Raw genomic sequence first — 19,180 nt, 5'->3', positions numbered from 1 at the left:
TGTAGTTACTTAGATCTTCTGCGCGAGCCAGCTTGTCAGTAAGCTCCTGACGGGGGACGACTCCGTGATACCGGGACACTGAGAGCAGAGGTAGCTCCACTGTTCCAGCTCGTTCATCTACAGACCGGTACAAGAATTTCCCGGGCACCCTCGCGGTCATTCCGTCACCTCACCCAGCAGCGCCTGGATCTCCGCCTCCAGCGACTTCAACTCCGCGTCGATCTCCGCCAGCGGCCTCGGCGGCTGGTACACGTAGAAATGTCGCGTGAACGGGATCTCGTAGCCGATCTTCGTCTTCGTGTGGTCGATCCACGCGTCCGGGACGTGCGGCAGCACCTCACGCTTCAGGTACTCCTCGACGTCCTCCCCCAACGGCACGTTCTCGTAGTCCCGCAGGTCCCCGTCCGGCTCAGCCGCGCCCTTGACCTTCTGAACCTCGCCCTCCGGGTCCCGAACCCCGATCGTCTCCCGTACCGCCTTCGCGAACGGCGCTCCCGACGGCCACGTCAGCCCGGCTGCGACCACCGCGTCCTTGAGCGCGATGAACGCCTCCGACTTCGTCGTCCACGACGAGCCGAGCAGCGTACGCACCGCCGCCACGAACTCCTCACTCCGCTCCAGCTTCGCCACCGGCTTGGCCTCGGCCAGTGCCGCCAGCGTCTCCTCCGTCACCTCGAAGCGGAGCTTCAACGGCCGTTCCACGGTGATGCGCTGGTAGCCGAAGTCCTCGTTGGCGAAGACCTTGACCTTGCCGTGCAGCGGGTGGTCCGCATCGCCCGCGACCTGCAACGCCTCCGCGTACAGCCGCGTGATGTCGCCGATGTGGTTCGGGCGGCCGTTCGTCCCGTCGCCCAGCTCCTTGCGCTTGTCGCCGAGGGACTTGCGCATCTTCACCCACTGGTCGCGGGCGTCGAGCAGGACGACCTTGCCCTTGTGGTCCTTGTCCTTACGGTTCGTCAGGATCCAGAAGTACGTGGAGATGCCCGTGTTGTAGAAGAGCTGGTCCGGGAGGGCGACGATCGCCTCCAGCCAGTCGTTCTCCAGGATCCAGCGACGGATGTTGGACTCGCCGGACTCGGCCGCGCCGCTGAACAGCGGGGAGCCGTTGAAGACGATGGCGATGCGGGAGCCGCCCCCGCCGTTCACGTCCACCGGCTTCATCTTCGAGATCATGTGCTGGAGAAAGAGCAGCGAGCCGTCGTTGATGCGCGGCAGGCCCGCGCCGAAGCGGCCGGCGTCGCCGAGCGACTTGTGCTCGTACTCGACCTCCTCCTTGACCTTCTTCCACTCCACGCCGAACGGCGGGTTGGCGAGGATGTAGTCGAACTTCCGGCGGGCGTGGCCGTCGTCGGAGAAGGAGTTGCCGAAGCGGATGTTCTCCGGGTCCTGGCCCTTGATCATGAGGTCGGACCGGCAGATCGCCCAGGACTCGGGGTTGAGCTCCTGCCCGTACACCTCGACCGTCGCGTCCGAGTTGAACTCCGTGATGCGGTCGTCGGCGGCGCTGAGCATGCCGCCCGTGCCGCAAGCCGGGTCCATGACCGTGCGGACGACACCCGGCACGGTGAGGGCGTCCGCGTCGGGCGCCACCAACAGGTTGACCATCAGCTTGATGACCTCGCGCGGGGTGAAGTGCTCACCCGCGGTCTCGTTCGACTGTTCGGCGAAGCGGCGGATCAACTCCTCGAAGATGTAACCCATGTTGTGGTTGGGCACGACGTCGGGGTGCAGGTCGAGGTCGGTGAACCTGCCGATGACCTGGTAGAGCAGGTTCGCGCCGTCGAGCTTCCTGACCTGCTGGTTGAACTCGTACTTGTCCAGGACCTCGCGCGCGTTGTCGGAGAAGGCGCCGACGTAGATCTGCAGGTTCTTCGCGGCGTTCTGCGGGTCGGCCGCGATCTTCCGCAGCGTGAGCTCGCTCTTGTTGTAGAAGGAGTGGCCCGAGGCCCTGCGCAGGAAGTGGCCGGTGTCGATGTCCTGGCCCGCGAACCTGTCGACGGTCTCGACGACCTTCTCGCGCGTCGGCTCCAGGACACACTCCAGACGGCGCAGCACGGTGAACGGCAGGATGACCTTGCCGTAGTCGGACTGCTTGTAGTCGCCGCGCAGGAGATCGGCGACGGACCAGGCGTGGTTCGCCAACTCCGTGTGCTTGCTGCTGTTCAAGAGGTCCCGGCTTCCTTCCGAAGAGCGCCGTCCGGGCGGGGGACGGCAGGAATCAAGTGTGGTCGTGTGCGGTCGGACGTGTGGGGCTTTTCAGACGGAACGGCTGTCTGGGGTGTCCGGGGAGTTCGAGGTATCCGGGGCGTCCGGTGGCAGGAGTACGCCGGCGGTGAGGCCGGTGGTCAGGGTGGCCGCGGTGTCTGCGGCGAGGTCGGCGGTTCTGCGGACGGTCGCGCGCAGTTCGTACACGCGGCGGAAGGCCTCCCCGTAGCGCCGCTGCTCCTCAAGGGGAAGCAGCGGTACGCGCAGGCGGCCCGGTGTGACGTGCACCTGGGTGCTGCCGGTGGACGCGGAGGCGATGTTGTCCTCGGCACCGAGGAACCCGGCCAGGAACCACGGGTCGAGGCGGGCCGGGTCGGGGCGCAGAAGGTGGATGTGCTGACCGAGCAGGGATCCGGCGTCCCGGTCGTCCGCGACCCGGGTCATCGCGACCTGGCTGCCGCCACCCGCGACGGCGCGTACGAGGACGTCCCCGGCGGCGACGGATTGCGCGGCGTCCGCGTGGAGGTCGACAGCCGTGCCGGATGGGGGGTTTCCTGCGGAGATGTCACGGGCGGCGAGGACCGGCCGGTCCACGGTGGGGGCGCCGGAGCCCTTGGAGCCCCGTGTGCCGGGCGTCGCCGCCCGCAGCACGGTCAGGGCGCCGCCGCGCGCCAGGTCGGAGACGGTCGCCGTACGCCACTCGCGGGCCGAGGCCCCGGACGGCAGCCACCCGCCGGACGCGGAGGCGGACGCCAAGACGGCGACCTGTTCCGCGAGTTGCTCGTGCAGGTCGTCGATGCGGCGGGCCAGGGCGGCCGGGTCGATGTCGGCCGAGGTCGCCCGGACATGGCGGGCCGGGGTGACGTCGACGACGTCGTCGAGGAGGTCGACGAGCGGTACCGCGCGGGCGACGCCGGGCTCGTCGGCGTAGGTGTCGGGAGCGGTGGTGAACGCGGCCCACTGGGGGAGGACCCGCTCGGTCAGCCCCGCCCAGTCGAAGGAGACAGCGGAGGTGCCAGAGGAAGGGGCGGAGGCGGCTGCGGAAGAGGAGGAGCCAGATCGGCGGGGGCGTGAGCCGCCACGGGTGTCGGCGCCGGCCGTGGCCGTACCGCCCGCGGACGGCGTGCCCGCGGCGCTGTCCCGCTGCTCGCCCTCCCCGTCCACGAACAGCACCGTCGTACGGTCCGTGCCGCCCGGCTCGGGACGCTGGAGCACCCAGATCTGCAGGCCGATGTGGAGCGGATACGCGGCACGCGCCGGAAGGGAGACGACGGCGCGCAGGGCCCCGCCGCGGATGAGTTCCGCGCGGACGCGGCGGCCGGAGGAGCGGAAGGCGAGCGCGGGCGGCAGCAGCATGACCGCGTGGCCGCCCGGCTCCAGGTGCGCGAGAGCGTGCTGCACCCAGGCCAGTTCGGATTCTAGGCGAGGCGGGAGTCCGTACGCCCATCTCGGGTCGTAGGCCAGCTCGTCGTGACCCCAGTCGCGGTCGCCGAACGGCGGGTTGCACAGGACGGCGTCCACGGTGACGTCGGGGAAGGCGTCGGCGCGCAGGCTGTCGCCCACGCGGACCGACGACTCGGCCTCGGGTGCGGCGATCAGCAGCCGGACCGCCGTGCGCCGGCCCTGGACGGGGAGCGAATCCTGGCCGAACAGCTCCCGCGCGCCCTGCCGGGCGGCGGCGGCGAGGAGCGTTCCGCTGCCGCAAGCGGGGTCGAGGACGCGGGACGCGCCCACGGGCAGAAGCCGTGCCATGAGCCGGGCCAGACCCTCCGGGGTCTGGTAGACGCCGGAGGCGGCGCCCTCGTCCAGTTCGCGTTCGGCGAGGACGTCGAGGGTGGCCTGCGCCCCCGCCCCACGGACGCAACCCAGCAGGGCGCGGACCGCGCCCGCGTCGTCCGGACCGTAGTGGACCGGCTCGGCTTCCGGCACGGCGGCCGGTAGTTCTTCCGCGGTCTTCTCCGCCCGGGCGATCAGCTGGTCGTCGGGCAGGGCGGCGAGGTCGGCCAGTTCCTCCGGCGTACGGCGGGACGTGGCGGCCACCAGGGGGAAGAGTCGCGCGGCCACCCCCGGGCCGGGCCCCAGCAGTCGTAGTGCCGTCCGCAGCTCCTCGGTCGGCGAGGCGGCGGAGGTGTGCCCGCGTGCCCGCAGCCATGCCTGGACGGCCGGCAGGTCGTAGAGCGGGCTGGCTTCCGTGCCCGCACTGGGGGCCGGGAAGTCGTCGTGGCGGCGGCGCCAGTTGCTGACCGTGGCCCGCGTGACCCCTGCGATGCGGGAGATCTCGGCGGCCGTCACATGCGCGGAGGGCGCCGGTTGGGCTGAGGGCTGCTGGGGCATGGCGTCGGGTTCCGCACCTCTCGGGCCTGTCGGGTAGGGACGGTTAACACGTTACAACAGACGTCAAGTCTGTCAATGTGTTTGACAGTGCTTTCATGGGAATGCTTATCTGGTCACGCTTCCGGGTGGAAGCTTGCATCCTCAGTCCGTAACCGCACCGTGAAGCGTCCTGGCGCCGTACCGCGCCGCGCATCCCCTCTCCCCCGGTCCCTTCTCGTCGCAACGCCATACCTCGGGGCCGTCCACTCCGCGTCCATTGCGCACCGCAGTCGCCATCCACCGCACACACGGGAGGAACCCGCATGACCGTGACGGAACAGTCCCCGCAGAACGCACACCACCCCACCGACCCCGCCCGTCCGACCCCGTCCGACCAGCCCGTGCCCGTGGCCGCTCTGGTGAAGGCCCGCCTGGCGGAGGAGGCGCTCAGCGAGCCCGTGAAGGTGCTCCTGAAGGAGGCCCTGGGCGACGGCGAGCCCCGGGGGACCTCCCCTGTCGGCCGGATCCATCTGGAGTCCGTCGCCGTCGCCCGGTTCCGTGGCATCGGACCGCGCGCCTGGCTCAAGCTCAGCCCCAGACCCGGCGTGAACCTGGTCGTAGGGCGCAACGGCTCCGGCAAGTCCAGCATCGCCGAGGGCATCGAGACAGCCTTCACCGGCGTGAACATGCGCTGGCAGGGGCAGCACTCGATGCGCAGCAGCAACTGGCGCAACCTCCACGACACCGACGGCAGGCCGGAGATCGAGATCAAGCTCGCCGTCGAGGGCGACACCGGCCGCAGCACCCTCACCCGCACTTGGGAGGGCGACGACTTCGACGTCTCCCGGGCCGAGCTCAAGCGACCCGGGCACGGCCGCACCCCCCTCGACCAGGCGGACTGGAAGCAGGCCCTGCGGGACTTCCGGCCCTTCCTGTCGTACGTCGACCTGGACCGCATGATCAGTGGCAAGCCCTCCGAGATGTACGACGCCATCGCCACCATCCTCGGCCTGGGGCAGCTCAGCGCCGCCGACGGCCGGCTCCGCCAGGAGGCCAAGGCGCTCGAAGACGCGGACAAGGCGGCGAAGGCGGAGCTGCCGGGCCTCAAGGAGGCGCTGTACGCGTTGGAGGACGACGAGCGCGCGGTGCAGGCGCTCGTCGCCGTCGACACGGCGGGAACGCCCGACTTCGAGACGGTTGAAGCCCTCGTCGCCGGTCTGCCCGCCGACGGGGACGACGGCCTGCTGGCCCGGCTGCGCGCCGAGGCAGAGGTGCACGGCCCTGAGATGGCGCAGGTCCACGTGGCTCTGAACCGCCTGCGCCATGCTCTCGCCGATGTCGAGGACCTGCGCGGCACCGGCACCGAGGACGCCCTGCGGCGTGCGGAACTCCTCGAACGGGCTGTGGCGCACCACGACCGTCACCCCGACACGGCCGCCTGCCCCGTGTGCGGGACCGACGGGATGCTGGACGCGGCATGGGCCAGGGATGCCCTCGCCCAGATCGCCGCACTGCGACAGGAGGCGGAGGCGGCAGCGGGCGCGCGCAGCGAACTCCGGTCCGCCGCGCGGGCCGTGCAGGACCTCGTCCACACGCCCCGACAGATCCCCGCCGCCTTGGCCGACCCGTGGCGCGCCTGGACCGCCTGCCGGACGATCAGTGACCCCGGCGAGCTCGCCCAGCGCGCCCACGAGGCCGCCGCGCCCCTGGCCGATGCCTGCGCCGCGGTCAAGGAGAACGCCGCCAAGGAACTGGAGAAGCGGGACGAACGCTGGCGCGGACTCGTCACCCGTCTGGCGGGCTGGGCGGAGAGGGCCCGTGCCGTGGAGGCGAACAAGCCCCGGCTGCGGGACATCAGGAAGGCGAGCACCTGGATCAAGGCGCTGGCCGCCGAGTTGCGGGAACAGCGGATGGAAGGCTTCGCCGACCAGTCGCAGCGCATCTGGGAGCGGCTCCGCCAGGAGAGCAACATCGATCTCAAGGCCGTGAGCCTGAAGGGCAGCGAGAAGGCCACCGTCCGCAAGCTCGTCATGGACGTCACTGTCGACGGCCAGGAAGCCTCGGCTCTCGGCGTCATGAGCCAGGGCGAGCAGCACTCCCTCGCGCTGTCCCTGTTCCTGCCCCGGGCCGCCACCGCCGACAGCCCGTTCGGCTTCATCGTCATCGACGACCCCGTGCAGTCCATGGACCCCGCCAAGGTCAACGGACTCGCCCAGGTCCTGCACGAGCTCGGCGAGCACCGGCAGGTCGTCGTGTTCACCCACGACACCCGGCTCCAGCGGGCGTTCACCAGCCAGGGTCTGCCCGTGACGGTGTTCGAGGTCGAGCGGGCCAAGTCGTCCAAGGTGAAGGTCAAGCCGGTGACGGACCCGGTACGGCAGGCGCTCGACGACGCGCGGGCCCTCGCCAGTACCGGTGACCTGCCGTCGGCGGCACGGACCCACGTGCTGCCCAGCCTGTGCCGTATCGCCCTGGAGAACGCCTTCCTCGAAGCCGCCTGGATCCGGCATCACCGCTCCGGCGCACCCGAGGACGAGCTGCAGGCTGCCGTCGGCAGTGCCGACAAACTCATGAAGGTCGCGGCACTGGCCCTGTTCGGCGACGCCGGCCGGACCGGCGACGTCTACCGGGAACTGCGCACCCTGTGCGGACAGCGTGCGGTGGACCTCCTCAAGGAGTGCCAGAACGGCTCCCACGCCACGGGAGCGCGGATCACCGACCCCCACCGCTTCGTGGACGACATCGAGATCATGGCGCAGAAGGTGCGCAAGCCGGGGGTGACCGCGTGACGAGCACTCCCAGCACCTCGGTCGAGGAGCTCCTGCTGACGGCGGATCAGCTGCTTGCCGGCCGTACGGGCGCCACGGCCGTCGGCCGGCACCGCGGAGCCTCCCTCGCTCTGCGGACCGCCCTGGAGCTCTCCGTCGACCGCGTGCTCGACGCCGCGGTGCCAGGGCTCGCCGACACCACGATGCGGGCCAAGCTGCTGTGCCTCCACTGCTACACCGCGGCGGAGACCGCTCGCCGCACCAACGCCGTCTGGTCGCATCTCTGTCTGGGATGCCACTACCACCGGTACGAGATCGGCCCCACGCACGACCAGGTTCGCGCCTGGCGGACGGAAGTCGGCGATCTGGTCGGGACGTTGACCATCTGACTGTTTGTTACCAGCAGGTCTCTGATAGTTATTCCGACGGGGCCAGGCGTATGCCCGTCGCAGCGTCCTCCGGGGTGCTGCAAGGGGAGGGGGACGTGTACATGGGCACCACCACGCGCAACGAGATCATCGCCGTCGAGCAGAAGGCGGTGGACCACGCCTACGACTGCTATACCGCGCGGCTGGCCGAAATGACCGGGGGCTCGGTCGCCTCGGCCTCCGCGAGCGGCAAGGACAGCGTCGCCAACCGTCTCGCGGCCGAGGAGCGAGCCGCGGCCTATGGAGGTCTCGGCAGCGCTTCGCTGGTCATCAGCCGCGTGGACGTGCAGGACGGCCGAGGTGGGGAGCCCGAGACCTGGTACGTCGGCCGGCGTGCCGTTTCCGACGTGCGGACTCGCGATACCGTCGTCGTGGAGTGGACCAACGCGCTTGCGAAGCAGTGGCTCGACGCGCTGCCGGACTCTCCGGGGGAGGTGCTTCTGCGGCGGCGGCTGCGCTGCACGCAGCGCGTCGTCGAAGGTTATGCCGACGACATCTCCGTCACCGTCCCCACCCCGCGGCCGACCGTGGACGACGCCGATCCACAGTCCGCGGCGGCAGACTCCACCACCGACACACAGCGGCCTGACAAGGCACGGCGGCCCGCCCTCACCCCCGCCGACATTGCCCGCCGCCAGCGCCGGAAGCCGCCGCAGCCCGACGACTTCCTCCTCCGCGAGCTTCAGCGCTCTCGCCGCGGCAGCATGCGGGACATCGTCGAGACCATCCGCCGCGACCAGATGGCCCTGGTCACCGGCTCGCCCTCCGACATCCTCGTCATCCAGGGCGGCCCGGGTACCGGCAAGTCGGCGGTCGGCCTGCACCGCGTGACCTGGCTCGTCAACAACGGGCACTTCAAAGCCCAGGACGTCCTCGTCGTCGGCCCCCATCAGCGGTTCCTGGAGTACGTGAGCCAGGTGCTGCCCACGCTCGGCACCCGGAACGTCAACGCCGTGCAGGTGACGCGCCTGTGGGACGGCGAGATCCTCGGCACCGACACCCCCGCGGCGCGGATGGTGAAGTCCGATGAACGCATGGCGGCCGTCCTGCGGCGGCGCGTCGAGATCGAGTGCCGTCCCGAGGCCGTCGACGAGTTCACCACCACTGCCTCCTACGAGGGGGCCAAGCCTGAGCTCACCGTCACCGTCGGCAGCACGACCCTGCGCGTCCCGCGCTCCGAGATGCTTTCGCTCCTCGAAGACGTGCGCCAAGGCGACGGCTCCTACCGTGAGCGCCGCGACCGCTTCCGCGGGTTGCTCGTCGACCGCCTGCTGCGGGAACTCGTCGCCGTCGCCCCTCGCCGCAGCCGCGACGACACGATCCGCCGCGACCTGGAACGCAACCGTCAGGTCGAGCGCCTCATCGAACGTGTCTGGCCTTCGCCCGGCGCCAGGGAAGCCCTCCGCACCCTCTACGACTCGGAAGACCTCCTGCGTACCTGTGCCGAGGGCATTCTCGACGCCGCGGAGCAGGCCGCTGTGCGCCGCCCTCGGGCCGACACGGCCGACGCCGATCCCTGGACGCTCGACGACCGGGTCTGCCTCGAAGAACTGCGGTATCTCATCACCGGGGAGACCCCACAGCGGTACGGGCACATCGTGGTCGACGAGGCGCAGGACCTGGCACCCATGCAGGCCCGCTCCCTGCGCCGGCGCTCCGCGGCGCAGGGCTCCATGACCATCCTCGGCGACCTGGCCCAGGCCACGGGCCCCCACACCCACACCGACTGGGACCGCCTCGGCACCCTCCTGTCCGACCACGGCGACTGGCGCGTGGCCGAGCTGAACACCAGCTACCGCGTGCCCGCCGAAATCATGGAGTTCGTCGCCCCCTTGGCCCGTACCGTCGCCCCCACGCTGCCCTACCCGCAAGCCGTGCGCGCGGCGGGCGAGGACGCCGTACGGACGGTCGCGACGGAACCGTGGAAGCTCCTCGACGACACTGTGGCGGAAGCCACCCGCCTCATCGGCACCAGCGACGGACGGACCCTGCGCTCCGTGGCGGTCATCGTCCCCGATGACTCCGGCTGGCTCGACGAGATCAGTCATCACCTGGACCTGGCCGACGGCATCACCGAGCAGGGGCGCGAGGCGGTGTCCGTGCTGGCTGCCGCCCAGGCCAAGGGCATGGAGTACGACCACGTCCTCGTCGTCGAACCCGCCACCATCGCCGACCGGGGCCCGGCGGGCCTGCGCCAGCTGTACGTCGCGCTCACCCGCAGCACCCAGAGCCTGACCGTCCTGCACACGTCCCCGCTCCCGGAAGCACTCACGACCACCGACGGCAGCGGTACCGAACCAGCACCTGCCGAAGGCGAACCAGGCATGGCAGACGCCAACGTCCCCGACATCGGTACGGACGTCCGAGTCCGCGTGACTGGCCGGGCACCCGGCGGCCGGTACAGGGTCAAGGCCCTGTCGCCCGCGATCGACGTCCCTCTTGTCCTGACCGTCCGCCACGGCTCAGTGCCCCCGCGTCCCGGCGCGGTACTGGACTGCTGGGTGTTCGCCCACGAGACGAACCACTGCCTGCTCACCGCGGACCAGCGTGGCCGCCAGCCCATCTCCCCCACCATGGCGGAACGCTATGTGTCGGCGCTCGGCGTCTTCGACGACCTGACCAACGGTGACGGAACCGTTCCCGAGAACGCCCGTGACCGTCTGTCCGAGCTCAAGGGCATGGCCAACCGCGTGCTCCGCCGTGACCAGGCGGACTGGGTGAACGTGCGTCGTGTGCTCGGATCCCCGGACAAGCACCGCCTCAGCCTCCTGCGCGACCTGGCGGCGCACACCAACCGCATGGTCAAGGACAACAACCTGGACCTGAACCGACTCCAGGCGGACCTGGTACGCGCCGACTGGGCCCAGGCCCTGAAGGCGGCCCGGGAGACGCTCCAGCACCGCCGGGCCGCCCTGGGCGAACCGGAAACCGAGAGTGCGCCCGCCTCCGTCGAACAGTCATCCGAGCAGAAGGAAGCAGAACTCGTGACCTCCGCAGGCATGCCCGCCACGCCGACGCCCGCCACGCCCGCCAAGGGACTTCTGCACTCGCTGGAGACCACGGCGGCCGCCGACCGCACATGCAAGAAGCACGAGGCGGTGCGCCATGCTCTCAAGGCGGCTCTGCTCTGGGCGGACCTGCAGCCGACCGACTCCCCGGTCATCGATGTCAGCCGCACCGCGGAAGACGGCCGCTTCCTCTACGAGGTCCTCGGTGCCGGCCGCTCCACCTACGCCGACCTCCGCTCGGGAGCCACGCGCCTCCTGGAGATCAACCACACTCTGCCCGCTCCTGCCGACCGCCTCTACCTGGTGCTTTCCGAACCGCCCGCCGAAGGCTGGTCGGCCGACACCGTGTTCGGTGCCTTCGGGGTTCAGGTCCTGTGGCGTACCCCCGACAGTTGGGGCGGCAACGACGCAGAAACCGCCCTGGGCTCCGGAGAGGCGTAACCACTTTCGACAGAAGCGCGATTCTTCCCCGGAGAAGACCGGGCCGGAGCCCGTGCCGGAGGATGCTTATCCGCTGGAGAGATTTCGGAGATCAACTCTCCGCCCGCTCACGCAATCGGCCCCGGACGAGGAGTCCGAGGCCGATCAAAAGCCCTACCTGGGGGAGAAACCCCAGCTCAAACCGGTAACGTGCTGTCCTCCGGGCAGGATTCGAACCTGCGACACCCGCTTCAGGAGAGCAGGGCCCGGCCCTTGTCGGTGCGCGGTGCGGGTGACCGTCAGTAGAGGGCGACCCTCGGGTGGACCGTGCCCGGGTCCGTGCCCCCGGCCGTCGGGCCGGTGACGGTGACGCGGTAGACCTCGGTGAGGGTGGCGCCCGCCGGCAGTGTGCGCCGGGCGGTGGTCAGGTCGGTGAAGAGGGTGCCGGTCTGGCTGCCGAGGCTGACGGCCTCCCAGCAGCCGTCGGCGCTGCGGCGCTCGACCCGGACGTCGGACGGGGCGAGGAACGGGCCGGCGTCCGGCGACTCCACGAGGAGCTGCGGGGCGACGGTCCGGTCGGCGCCGGAGTCGTTGCGGTAGGTGACGGTGACCTCGTGGCTCTCGCCGTCCGCGGTGAGCGGGGTGGTGGCGAGGTCGACGAAGCCGACGGGTATCGCGGACGCCTGCGGCGCCGTGGACACGGTGGTGGCGGTCTGCGGTGCGGCAGCGGCGGCGGGTCCCGCGAGGGCGAGCCCGGCGGCGGCCACGGCCACGGCGAGGACGGCGACCCGGAGACGGCGGCTGTTCTTGGATGACACGTGCGCGGATCCTTTGTGATGGTGGGGGGTTCCGGCCGGACCCCGACACTGGAAACCGGCCAGGGACGTTCCAAGATTACGAAGAGACGGCCGCGGACGGTAACTACCGCCGGGTAGTGGAGAGATTGCACAGAATCCCGGCCACGGTGGCACCGCTCTGGCCTTTTTCCCCTCTCTTCAGTTAGACACTTCTTGACCCCACCTTGACCAGTGGGTTCTTGGGGATACTGACCGCTCAGGGGGGACACACCCATGTCCACGTACCACCACACACCGAGACGTGTACCGCGTCTCAGACTCGTCGGTGCCGCGGTGACCGCGCTCGTGCTCGCGGCCACGGGGACCGCGACGCAGGCGATGGCGGCGCAGAGCACCACGCAGAAGCCGCAGTCGGCGAAGACCCCGCCGCCGCCCGTGCCGACGCTCGCCTGGACCGACTGCCAGGGCGGCTACGAGTGCGCGAACGCGGACGTGCCGCTGGACTACCGCAAGCCGCAGGGCCAGAAGATCACGCTCGCCGTGGTCCGCAAGAAGGCCGCCGACCCGGCCAAGCGCAAGGGCACGCTGTTCATGCAGCCCGGCGGACCGGGCAACTCCGGGGTGGACTTCGTCCGCAACAACTACGACGACCTCCCGGCCGCCATGCGCGACTCGTTCGACGTCTTCGGCTACGACGTCCGCGGTGTCGGCCGCAGTTCGGCGCTCACCTGCTTCGACGACGCCCGCTACACCAAGGCCGTCACCGACGCCAAGGGCGTCCCCGGCCCGGACGCCTTCGGCCCGGCGCTGCGCGAGGCCGCAGAGTTCAACCAGGCCTGCCTGGACAACGCGGGCGGCCTGCTGCCGTACGTCGGCACGGAGTACGTCGCCCGGGACATCGACCTGCTGCGCCAGGCCCTCGGCGAGGAGCAGCTGACCTACTACGGGCGGTCGTTCGGCTCGTACATCGGCACCGTCTACGCGGCGATGTTCCCCAAGCGGGTGCGGGCGCTGACCCTCGACGGGGCGTACGACCCGTACAAGTACGCCTCCCGCCCCTACGACTACGACCGGGACCAGTACCTGGCGCTGGACGGCTCCATGGGCCGCTTCCTCGACTGGTGCGCCACCGACCCGGCGGTCTGCGGCTTCGGCGACGGCGACCCGCGCGCGGCGTTCGAGCAGCTGAAGAAGGACCTCGACGCCAACCCGGTGCCCACCGCGAACGGCGGCAAGGCCAACGGCTACACCCTCGTCTACCGGCTGATGTTCAACATCAACGAGGGCAAGGTCATCTGGCCCTCGCTCGGCGCGGCGCTGAAGAAGGCGCAGCTGCGGGACAACACCTCGTTCCTGCTGCGTCCGCCGTCCCCGGCGAGCTACGACTTCCTCGGCCCGAACGTGGTCGTGGAGTGCGTCGACAAGGAGTACCCGAAGAGCCTGCGCAAGCTGGAGTGGAACGTCACGGCCAACGCGAAGGACGCGCCGCTGCTCGGCCCGGCCATGGCGTTCGGCCCGCCGACCTACGACCACCAGCACGCCACCGCGTGTGTGCAGTGGCCCGCCGAGAAGGCCAGCCGCTACGACGGCTCCTTCCGGGCCAAGGGCTCGGCGCCCATCCTGGTCCTCGGCACCACCGGTGACCCGGACACCCCGTACCAGCACGCGGTCGCGCTGTCCCGGCAGCTGGACAACGCCGCGCTGGTGACGTTCGACGCCGAGGGCCACACCGCGTTCGGGCGCAGTGCCTGTGCGACGGACGCGGTGGTGGACTACCTGGTCGACCTGAAGGTCCCGGCCCGTGGCACCACCTGCGCGGACGAGACCCAGCCGCCGTCCTCGGCCCCGAAGACGGCCCCGCCCGGCACAACCCTGGGCGAGCTGCGCAACGGCGTCAACGAGCGCGTCGAGCGCATCGGCGATGTGAGCTGACCGCCCGGCACGTTCAGTGAACAGAGCGGCCCCCACGGTCGGTTGACCGGGGCCGACACGAACCCCGGGGCGCCCGCGCCTTCATGGCGAGCGCCCCGGGGTTCCGCACGACCGGGTTGAAGCTGGGGGGAGCGGACCGGTGGGACTGCGTATCCATTTCACGTACGAGGACCTGGCCCGGGTGGTGCTGGCGGAGGAACCCGACCCGTTGTGGGAGGGGCTGCTCAGCCTGCATCTGCTGCAGAACCGGGACGGCGCGCTGGTCTTCGGCCGCTGGCGGCGGTCGTCACGCGGTCTGTTCGACCCGGAGCTGCCGAGGCTGCGCCATCTCGCGCCGCCGCGCGGCTACTCGGCGGACTTCCTGACCCCGGGCGGCGCGGCCGGCGGCCTCGACGCGGGCCTGGACGCGCTGCTCACCACACCCCGGGCCCGGCTGCGGACCGATCTGACGGAGCTGTCCCTCGCCCGCCCGCTGCCCGGCTGGGCGCGCCCGCTCGCCGACGGCGACACCCAGGCGCTGCGCGGGCTCGCCGGGCTGGTCCGGCGGCATCACGAGCGGTTCGTCGCCCCGTACTGGGCCCATGTCCGGGCCCGCTTCGACGAGACCCGGTCGGTGGCGGCCAGGGCGCTGCTGCGGTCCGGGTTCTCGGGGCTCGCGGAGGGGCTGCATCCCAGTGTGCGCTGGTCGGCGCCGGTGCTGCACATCGCCGGCTCGCATCTGCGGGGCGATCTGCATCTGGACGGCCGGGGTCTGCGGATCATCCCCTCGTTCTTCTGCTGGCCCGGCCCGATCGTGCTGAAGGACGGTTCGCTGCCCCCGGTGCTGGTGCATCCGGTGACCCACGACCCGCGCTGGCTGGCACCGCCGCCGCCCGCCGCGCCCGGCACCCACCAGGCCCTCGCCGCGCTGCTCGGCCGGGCCCGCGCCGCCGTCCTGGAGGAGGTCGCCGAGGGCCGCACCACGAGCGAACTGGCGGCCCGGGTCGGTCTCAGCCCGGCCACCGTCAGCCACCATGTGGCCGTCCTGCGGGAGTCGGGCCTGCTCACCAGCCGCCGCATCGGCGGAGCCGTCCTGCACACCCCCACCACCCTCGGCCTCGACCTCCTCGAAGGCGGCCCGGCCTGTGGGATCCTCCCGCCCTCGAAGGCCGCGGCGCGCGGCGCGCGGAGCCGCTGACCCCCGGCCGCCCGGCGCCCGAACGCGCCCTGACCTGCGGGATTCGATCACCTTCGAATGCCGTGGTGCGGGGCGGGCGGGCGCGGTGAGCATGGGTGGACGGGGCCCCGGGGACCCACGCCCCGGTGTGCCCCCGGCCGGCCGGGCGTCATCGGAACCGGCCGGCCCCGACCCCACCGCTCGACACCCACAGAGGGAACACGAACCCATGCGTCCCACGACCAAGCGCTCCCTGCTCGGCGCGGCCGGCACCCTGACCCTGGCCCTGGCCTCCGTGGTCACCGCCGGTCCGGCCCAGGCGGCGACCTCCGCCGCCTCCCCGACGACCTCACCGGCCGTCCGCTCGGAGCTGCTCGCCCCCGGCTCCGGCGTCGTCTGCAGCTCGGGCAACTTCTGCGCGTCCGTGTGGGATCCGGCGGCCAACCGGTTCCGCGTCTTCTACTTCTACAACTGCGCCCGCTACTCCCTCTCCAACTGGAACGAGTGGGGCGAGGCCAAGAACAGCCAGACGGGCAGCGCCGTGGCCCGGACCTACGGATCGAGCGGCAACCAACTGGGCGCCTACAACGCCGACAACGCCGTGTACGCCGTCAACTGGGCGCCCGTCTACTCCATCCGCAACTGCTGACCGGCCGACCGGCCAAGGAAGGAAGCGGAACCATGCGTATCGCTCAGCGAATCGGCGCCCTGCTGGCCACCACCGCGCTCGCCACCGGCGCCGCCCTGCTCACGGCGCCCTCGGCGTCCGCCGCGAACCCCTGCTGGCAGAGCGGCGGCAACTGGTGGTGCAACAACGTGTCCGGGGCGGCCGTCTACAAGAACCCGTACACCTTCGAAGTCGTGGGCCACATGTACAGCAACCCCAGCTGGTTCAAGTGCCGTTACGACTTCGGCGGCAATGTCGGCGGCCCGCACCCCAACCGCTGGCTCTGGACCCAGGCCGACAACGGCGCCTGGGGCTGGATGAAGGACACGGACATCTACAGCGAGACCGACTCGCTGCCGGCGGCCTCCCCGTCCTGCCCCTGAGGTTCACCGGCCGCCCCTGAGGGTCACCGGCTCCCGTCCGTCCGCCCTCCGTCCCCATCGGGCTCCAGGTCCCCGAACGGCAGCGCGTCCAGGTCGCCGTCGAAGTCGTCGGGGACCAGGAGCGAGGGGGCCGGCGGACCGGCGGGCGGCTCCTGTCCCTGTCGCGGGTCGGGGCAGGTGAGGGACTGCTCGGTCCAGATGCACTTGCCGGTGGCGGTGTAGCGGCTGCCCCAGCGCTGGGAGAGCGCGGTGATCAGCTGGAGGCCCCGGCCGCCCTCGTCGGTGTCCCCGGCCCGGCGGATCCGGGGCATGGTGAGGCTGCCGTCGAAGACCTCGCAGACCAGTTCGGCGCCGTGCAGCAGCCGTAGCCGGACGGGGCCCTTGGCGTGCCGTACGACGTTGCCGACGAGTTCGCTGGCGAGGAGTTCGGTGGTGGGGGTCAGGTCGTCCAGGCCCCAGGCGGTGAGCTGCTCGCGGACATGGCGGCGGGCCTGCCCGGCGGCCCTCGGGTCGTCGGGCAGCGGCCAGGAGGCCATCCGGTCGTCGGTGAGGGCGTGCAGACGGGCGACGAGGAAGGCCGCGTCGTCCGCCGCCGCGTGCTCGGGCGGCAGCAGCCCATGGGTGAGGGTGTCGCAGAGGCGTTCCAGGTCGGCGGCGGTGCCGTCCTCGTGGGCGGTGCGCAGCAGCCGCGCCAGATCGGCCAGGCCCTCGTCCATGCCGCGTTTCGCCGACTCCACCAGGCCGTCGGTGTACAGCACGAGCAGACTGCCCTCGGGCACGCTCAGCTCGACCGTCTCGAACGGCGGCTCGGCCGCGCCGAGCGGCGGGTCGGCGGTCCACTCCGGGAAGCGCACGGTCCCGTCGGGCAGGACCAGGGCCGGTGGCGGATGCCCGGCGCGGGCGATGGAGCAGACCCGGGTGGTGGAGTCGTAGAGGGCGTACAGACAGGTGACGTAACTGTCCTCGCCCAGGGAGCCGACGATGTCGTTGAGGTGGCTCATGATCTCGTCGGGCGGCAGTTCGAGGTCGGCGAGGGTGTGCACGGCGGTGCGCAGCCGGCCCATGGTGGCGGCCTCGGACAGGCCGTGGCCCATGACGTCGCCGACGACCAGGGCGACCTGTCCGCTGGAGAGCGGGATGACGTCGTACCAGTCGCCGCCGACGTCCATGCCCTGCCCGGCCGGGAGATAGCGGGCGGCGGACTCGCAGGCGGCGAGGACGGGCAGGTCCTGCGGGAGCAGGGCGCGTTGGAGTTCGCGGGACCGGGTGTGTTCGAGGTCGTAGAGCCGGGCGCGTTCCAGGGACTGGGCGAGGAGCGCGCTGATCGCGGTGAGGAGGGTGCGTTCCTCGTCGGTGAGGCGGCGCGGCCGGTCGAAGGAGACGACGCAGACACCGAAGGTGTGGTCGGACGCGGTCAGCGGCAGGAACGCCCAGGACCGCTTGCCCGCCCGTGCGGGCAGGTCGGCGTGCTGGGGGACGTAGGCGGCGTACTCCTCGGGCGAGGAGATGAAGATCGGGGCGCCGGTGTTGATGGCGTCCCAGGCGGGGCCGTACGGCGTCCTCGGGCGGTGGTTGACGAGGTCGATGAACTCGGGCGAGTAGCCGACGGCGCCGACGTTGTGCAGCCGGCCGTGCTCGACGGCCTGGACGAGCAGGCCGCTCGCGCCGAACGGCGGCAGCACCCGCAGGGCGACCGCGTCGACGACGTCCTGGGAGGTGGTGGCCTTGGCGAGCGCGGCGGTCAGCGCGGCGATGCGGTGGGCCCGTTCGGAGGCGGCGCGTTCGGCCTCCAGGCGTTCCTCCTCGTGCCGCCGTCGCTCGGTGACGTCGGTGAAGTAGATGGTGCGGCCGTCCGGACCGGGCACCAGCCGCAGGTGGTAGACGCGGTCGCCGTCCGGCACATGGACGTCGAACCCGGAGGGTCTCTCCTCGGCGGCGGCCTCCCGGCAGCGGGTCTCCAGACAGGGCGTCTCGCGCACGGACGGCAGGTCCCACAGCAACTGCCCGAACAGCTCCTCCTCGGAGAGCCCGAGGGTACGTTCCGCCTCCAGGTTGGCGAAGGTGATCCGCCAGTCGTCGTCGACGGCGAGGAAGCCGTCGCTCATGTGCCGCAGGGCCCGGCTGAGGGCGTCCCGCGCGGACCGCGACTCGTTGCTCTCCCAGCCGACGCCGACCATCCGCCGCGGGTCGCCGTGCTCGTCGTAGCTGGCCCGGCCGCGGGCCCGGGTCCAGCCCCAGGTGCCGTCGAGGCGCCGGACCCGGTACTCCGCCTCGTACACACCGTGGTCGCGGATGGCCCGTTCCGCCGCGGCCAGGGTGGGCGCGAGATCGTCGGGGTGGACGATCCGCATCCAGTTCTCGATCTTGCCGGTGAACTCGGCCGGGGTGGTGCCGTACAGCTCCAGGGCGGCCTCGTCCCAGATCAGGTCGCCGGTGCGGATGTCCCAGTCCCAGGAGCCGACGCTGACCTCCTTCAGCGCCTGCCGCAGCCGCTCCGCGCCCGGCTCGCCCTGCGCGGGGCCGGACGGCGGGGGTGCCTGCGCCATCCGGTCCTCGGTCCAGTCGACGACGGCCCGCAGGAAGTCCCACTGCAGGCCGGTGGGTTCGCCCCGGTCGCCGGTGAGGACGGTGAGCGCGCCGACCGGGCGGTCACGGCCGGACACCGGCAGCGCGGCGAGTCCGGTGCCGGGCCAGGCGATGGCCATGGAGCCGAGCGGCGACCACACCCCGCTGCCCTGGTGCAGGGCGCGGGCCGGGGGCAGCGGACCCTCCTGGTCGATGATCTCCCAGGGGCGGGTGAGGGCGGGCGGCAGACCGGTGACCGACACCAGACGCAGGGCCGACATGGGGCCCCGCAGATGGATCATCCCGCCGAGGGCGCCGAGTTCACCGACCGCGTGCTGGAGCGCCAGCCGGAAGATCTCGCTCTCCGCGACACCCGGATCCACCGTGCTGAGCAGGGCCAGCCGTGCGTTCATACGGCAGACCCTAATGCTCTACTCACACGTAAGGCAGTCCGCCACAGGAATTCCACAGTGGCTCCTCCGCGCCGGCCCCGGGAACCCCTTCGACGTCAACGGCACTTTCCCCGAAGTGAATTGAC

11 protein-coding genes and 1 tRNA gene are annotated in these 19,180 nt (G+C 71.4%); 7 read left to right on the top strand and 5 right to left on the bottom strand.

Annotation, left to right across the window (positions count from 1 at the left end):
* Positions 1-156: 156 nt before the first annotated feature.
* Both J8M51_RS34220 and J8M51_RS34215 read right to left on the bottom strand, forming a co-directional pair.
* Complete coding sequence (locus J8M51_RS34220; protein WP_086759091.1) at positions 157-2,166, bottom strand: type I restriction-modification system subunit M; 2,010 nt, start codon at positions 2,164-2,166, stop codon at positions 157-159.
* Between the two features lie 90 nt (positions 2,167-2,256).
* Positions 2,257-4,497 carry an N-6 DNA methylase gene (locus J8M51_RS34215; protein ID WP_086759097.1) on the bottom strand — a complete coding sequence of 747 codons (2,241 nt, stop codon included), beginning with the start codon at positions 4,495-4,497 and terminating at the stop codon, positions 2,257-2,259.
* A 344-nt stretch (positions 4,498-4,841) separates the two neighbouring features.
* On the opposite strand from J8M51_RS34215, the gene J8M51_RS34210 reads away from it, so the two are divergent.
* From J8M51_RS34210 to J8M51_RS34200, 3 genes are all read left to right on the top strand, one after another.
* The gene (locus J8M51_RS34210; RefSeq protein ID WP_086759090.1) at positions 4,842-7,307 is read left to right on the top strand and encodes an AAA family ATPase; all 2,466 of its coding nucleotides are present in this window, start codon (positions 4,842-4,844) and stop codon (positions 7,305-7,307) included.
* Positions 7,304-7,675 (top strand): hypothetical protein, encoded by a 372-nt coding sequence (locus J8M51_RS34205; protein ID WP_086759088.1) that lies wholly within the window; start codon positions 7,304-7,306, stop codon positions 7,673-7,675. Before J8M51_RS34210 ends, J8M51_RS34205 begins: the two co-directional genes overlap by 4 nt.
* Positions 7,676-7,776: 101 nt before the next feature.
* A complete protein-coding gene (locus tag J8M51_RS34200) occupies positions 7,777-11,163 on the top strand; it encodes a HelD family protein (protein ID WP_179203264.1) in 3,387 nt (1,128 codons plus the stop codon).
* Positions 11,164-11,361: 198 nt separating this feature from the next.
* Here J8M51_RS34200 and J8M51_RS34195 read toward each other — a convergent pair.
* Both J8M51_RS34195 and J8M51_RS34190 read right to left on the bottom strand, forming a co-directional pair.
* Positions 11,362-11,456: transfer RNA gene (locus tag J8M51_RS34195), tRNA-Arg, on the bottom strand.
* Positions 11,442-11,960, bottom strand: a complete 519-nt coding sequence (locus J8M51_RS34190) for a hypothetical protein (protein ID WP_086759085.1) — start codon at positions 11,958-11,960, stop codon at positions 11,442-11,444. The genes J8M51_RS34195 and J8M51_RS34190 overlap by 15 nt, the downstream gene beginning before the upstream one ends.
* Before the next feature lie 252 nt (positions 11,961-12,212).
* On the opposite strand from J8M51_RS34190, the gene J8M51_RS34185 reads away from it, so the two are divergent.
* The 4 genes from J8M51_RS34185 to J8M51_RS34170 all read left to right on the top strand — a co-directional run bounded on the left by J8M51_RS34185 (position 12,213) and on the right by J8M51_RS34170 (position 16,077).
* Complete coding sequence (locus J8M51_RS34185) at positions 12,213-13,871, top strand: alpha/beta hydrolase (protein WP_086759084.1); 1,659 nt, start codon at positions 12,213-12,215, stop codon at positions 13,869-13,871.
* A gap of 139 nt (positions 13,872-14,010) precedes the next feature.
* Positions 14,011-15,048: an ArsR/SmtB family transcription factor gene (locus tag J8M51_RS34180; protein ID WP_267299733.1), complete on the top strand. Its 1,038-nt coding sequence runs from the start codon at positions 14,011-14,013 to the stop codon at positions 15,046-15,048.
* A 208-nt stretch (positions 15,049-15,256) separates the two neighbouring features.
* A complete protein-coding gene (locus tag J8M51_RS34175; RefSeq protein WP_086759230.1) occupies positions 15,257-15,676 on the top strand; it encodes a hypothetical protein in 420 nt (139 codons plus the stop codon).
* 32 nt (positions 15,677-15,708) lie between these two features.
* Positions 15,709-16,077: a hypothetical protein gene (locus tag J8M51_RS34170; protein WP_086759232.1), complete on the top strand. Its 369-nt coding sequence runs from the start codon at positions 15,709-15,711 to the stop codon at positions 16,075-16,077.
* A gap of 23 nt (positions 16,078-16,100) precedes the next feature.
* Here J8M51_RS34170 and J8M51_RS34165 read toward each other — a convergent pair whose 3' ends face one another.
* Positions 16,101-19,055 (bottom strand): SpoIIE family protein phosphatase, encoded by a 2,955-nt coding sequence (locus tag J8M51_RS34165; RefSeq protein ID WP_086759233.1) that lies wholly within the window; start codon positions 19,053-19,055, stop codon positions 16,101-16,103.
* Between the last annotated feature and the right edge of the window lie 125 nt (positions 19,056-19,180).

Source organism: Streptomyces griseiscabiei (assembly GCF_020010925.1).
In the GTDB taxonomy this organism is placed as follows: domain Bacteria; phylum Actinomycetota; class Actinomycetes; order Streptomycetales; family Streptomycetaceae; genus Streptomyces; species Streptomyces griseiscabiei.
This window is presented reverse-complemented; position numbering and strand designations above follow the sequence as displayed.

Bases quoted from the DNA above. Each gene is read 5' to 3' on its own strand.
- J8M51_RS34210 (WP_086759090.1), top strand. From the start codon at position 4,842: ATGACCGTGACGGAACAGTCCCCGCAGAACGCACACCACCCCACCGAC.
- J8M51_RS34200 (WP_179203264.1), top strand. From the start codon at position 7,777: ATGGGCACCACCACGCGCAACGAGATCATCGCCGTCGAGCAGAAGGCG.
- J8M51_RS34185 (WP_086759084.1), top strand. From the start codon at position 12,213: ATGTCCACGTACCACCACACACCGAGACGTGTACCGCGTCTCAGACTC.
- J8M51_RS34175 (WP_086759230.1), top strand. From the start codon at position 15,257: ATGCGTCCCACGACCAAGCGCTCCCTGCTCGGCGCGGCCGGCACCCTG.
- J8M51_RS34170 (WP_086759232.1), top strand. From the start codon at position 15,709: ATGCGTATCGCTCAGCGAATCGGCGCCCTGCTGGCCACCACCGCGCTC.
- J8M51_RS34165 (WP_086759233.1), bottom strand. From the start codon at position 19,055: ATGAACGCACGGCTGGCCCTGCTCAGCACGGTGGATCCGGGTGTCGCG.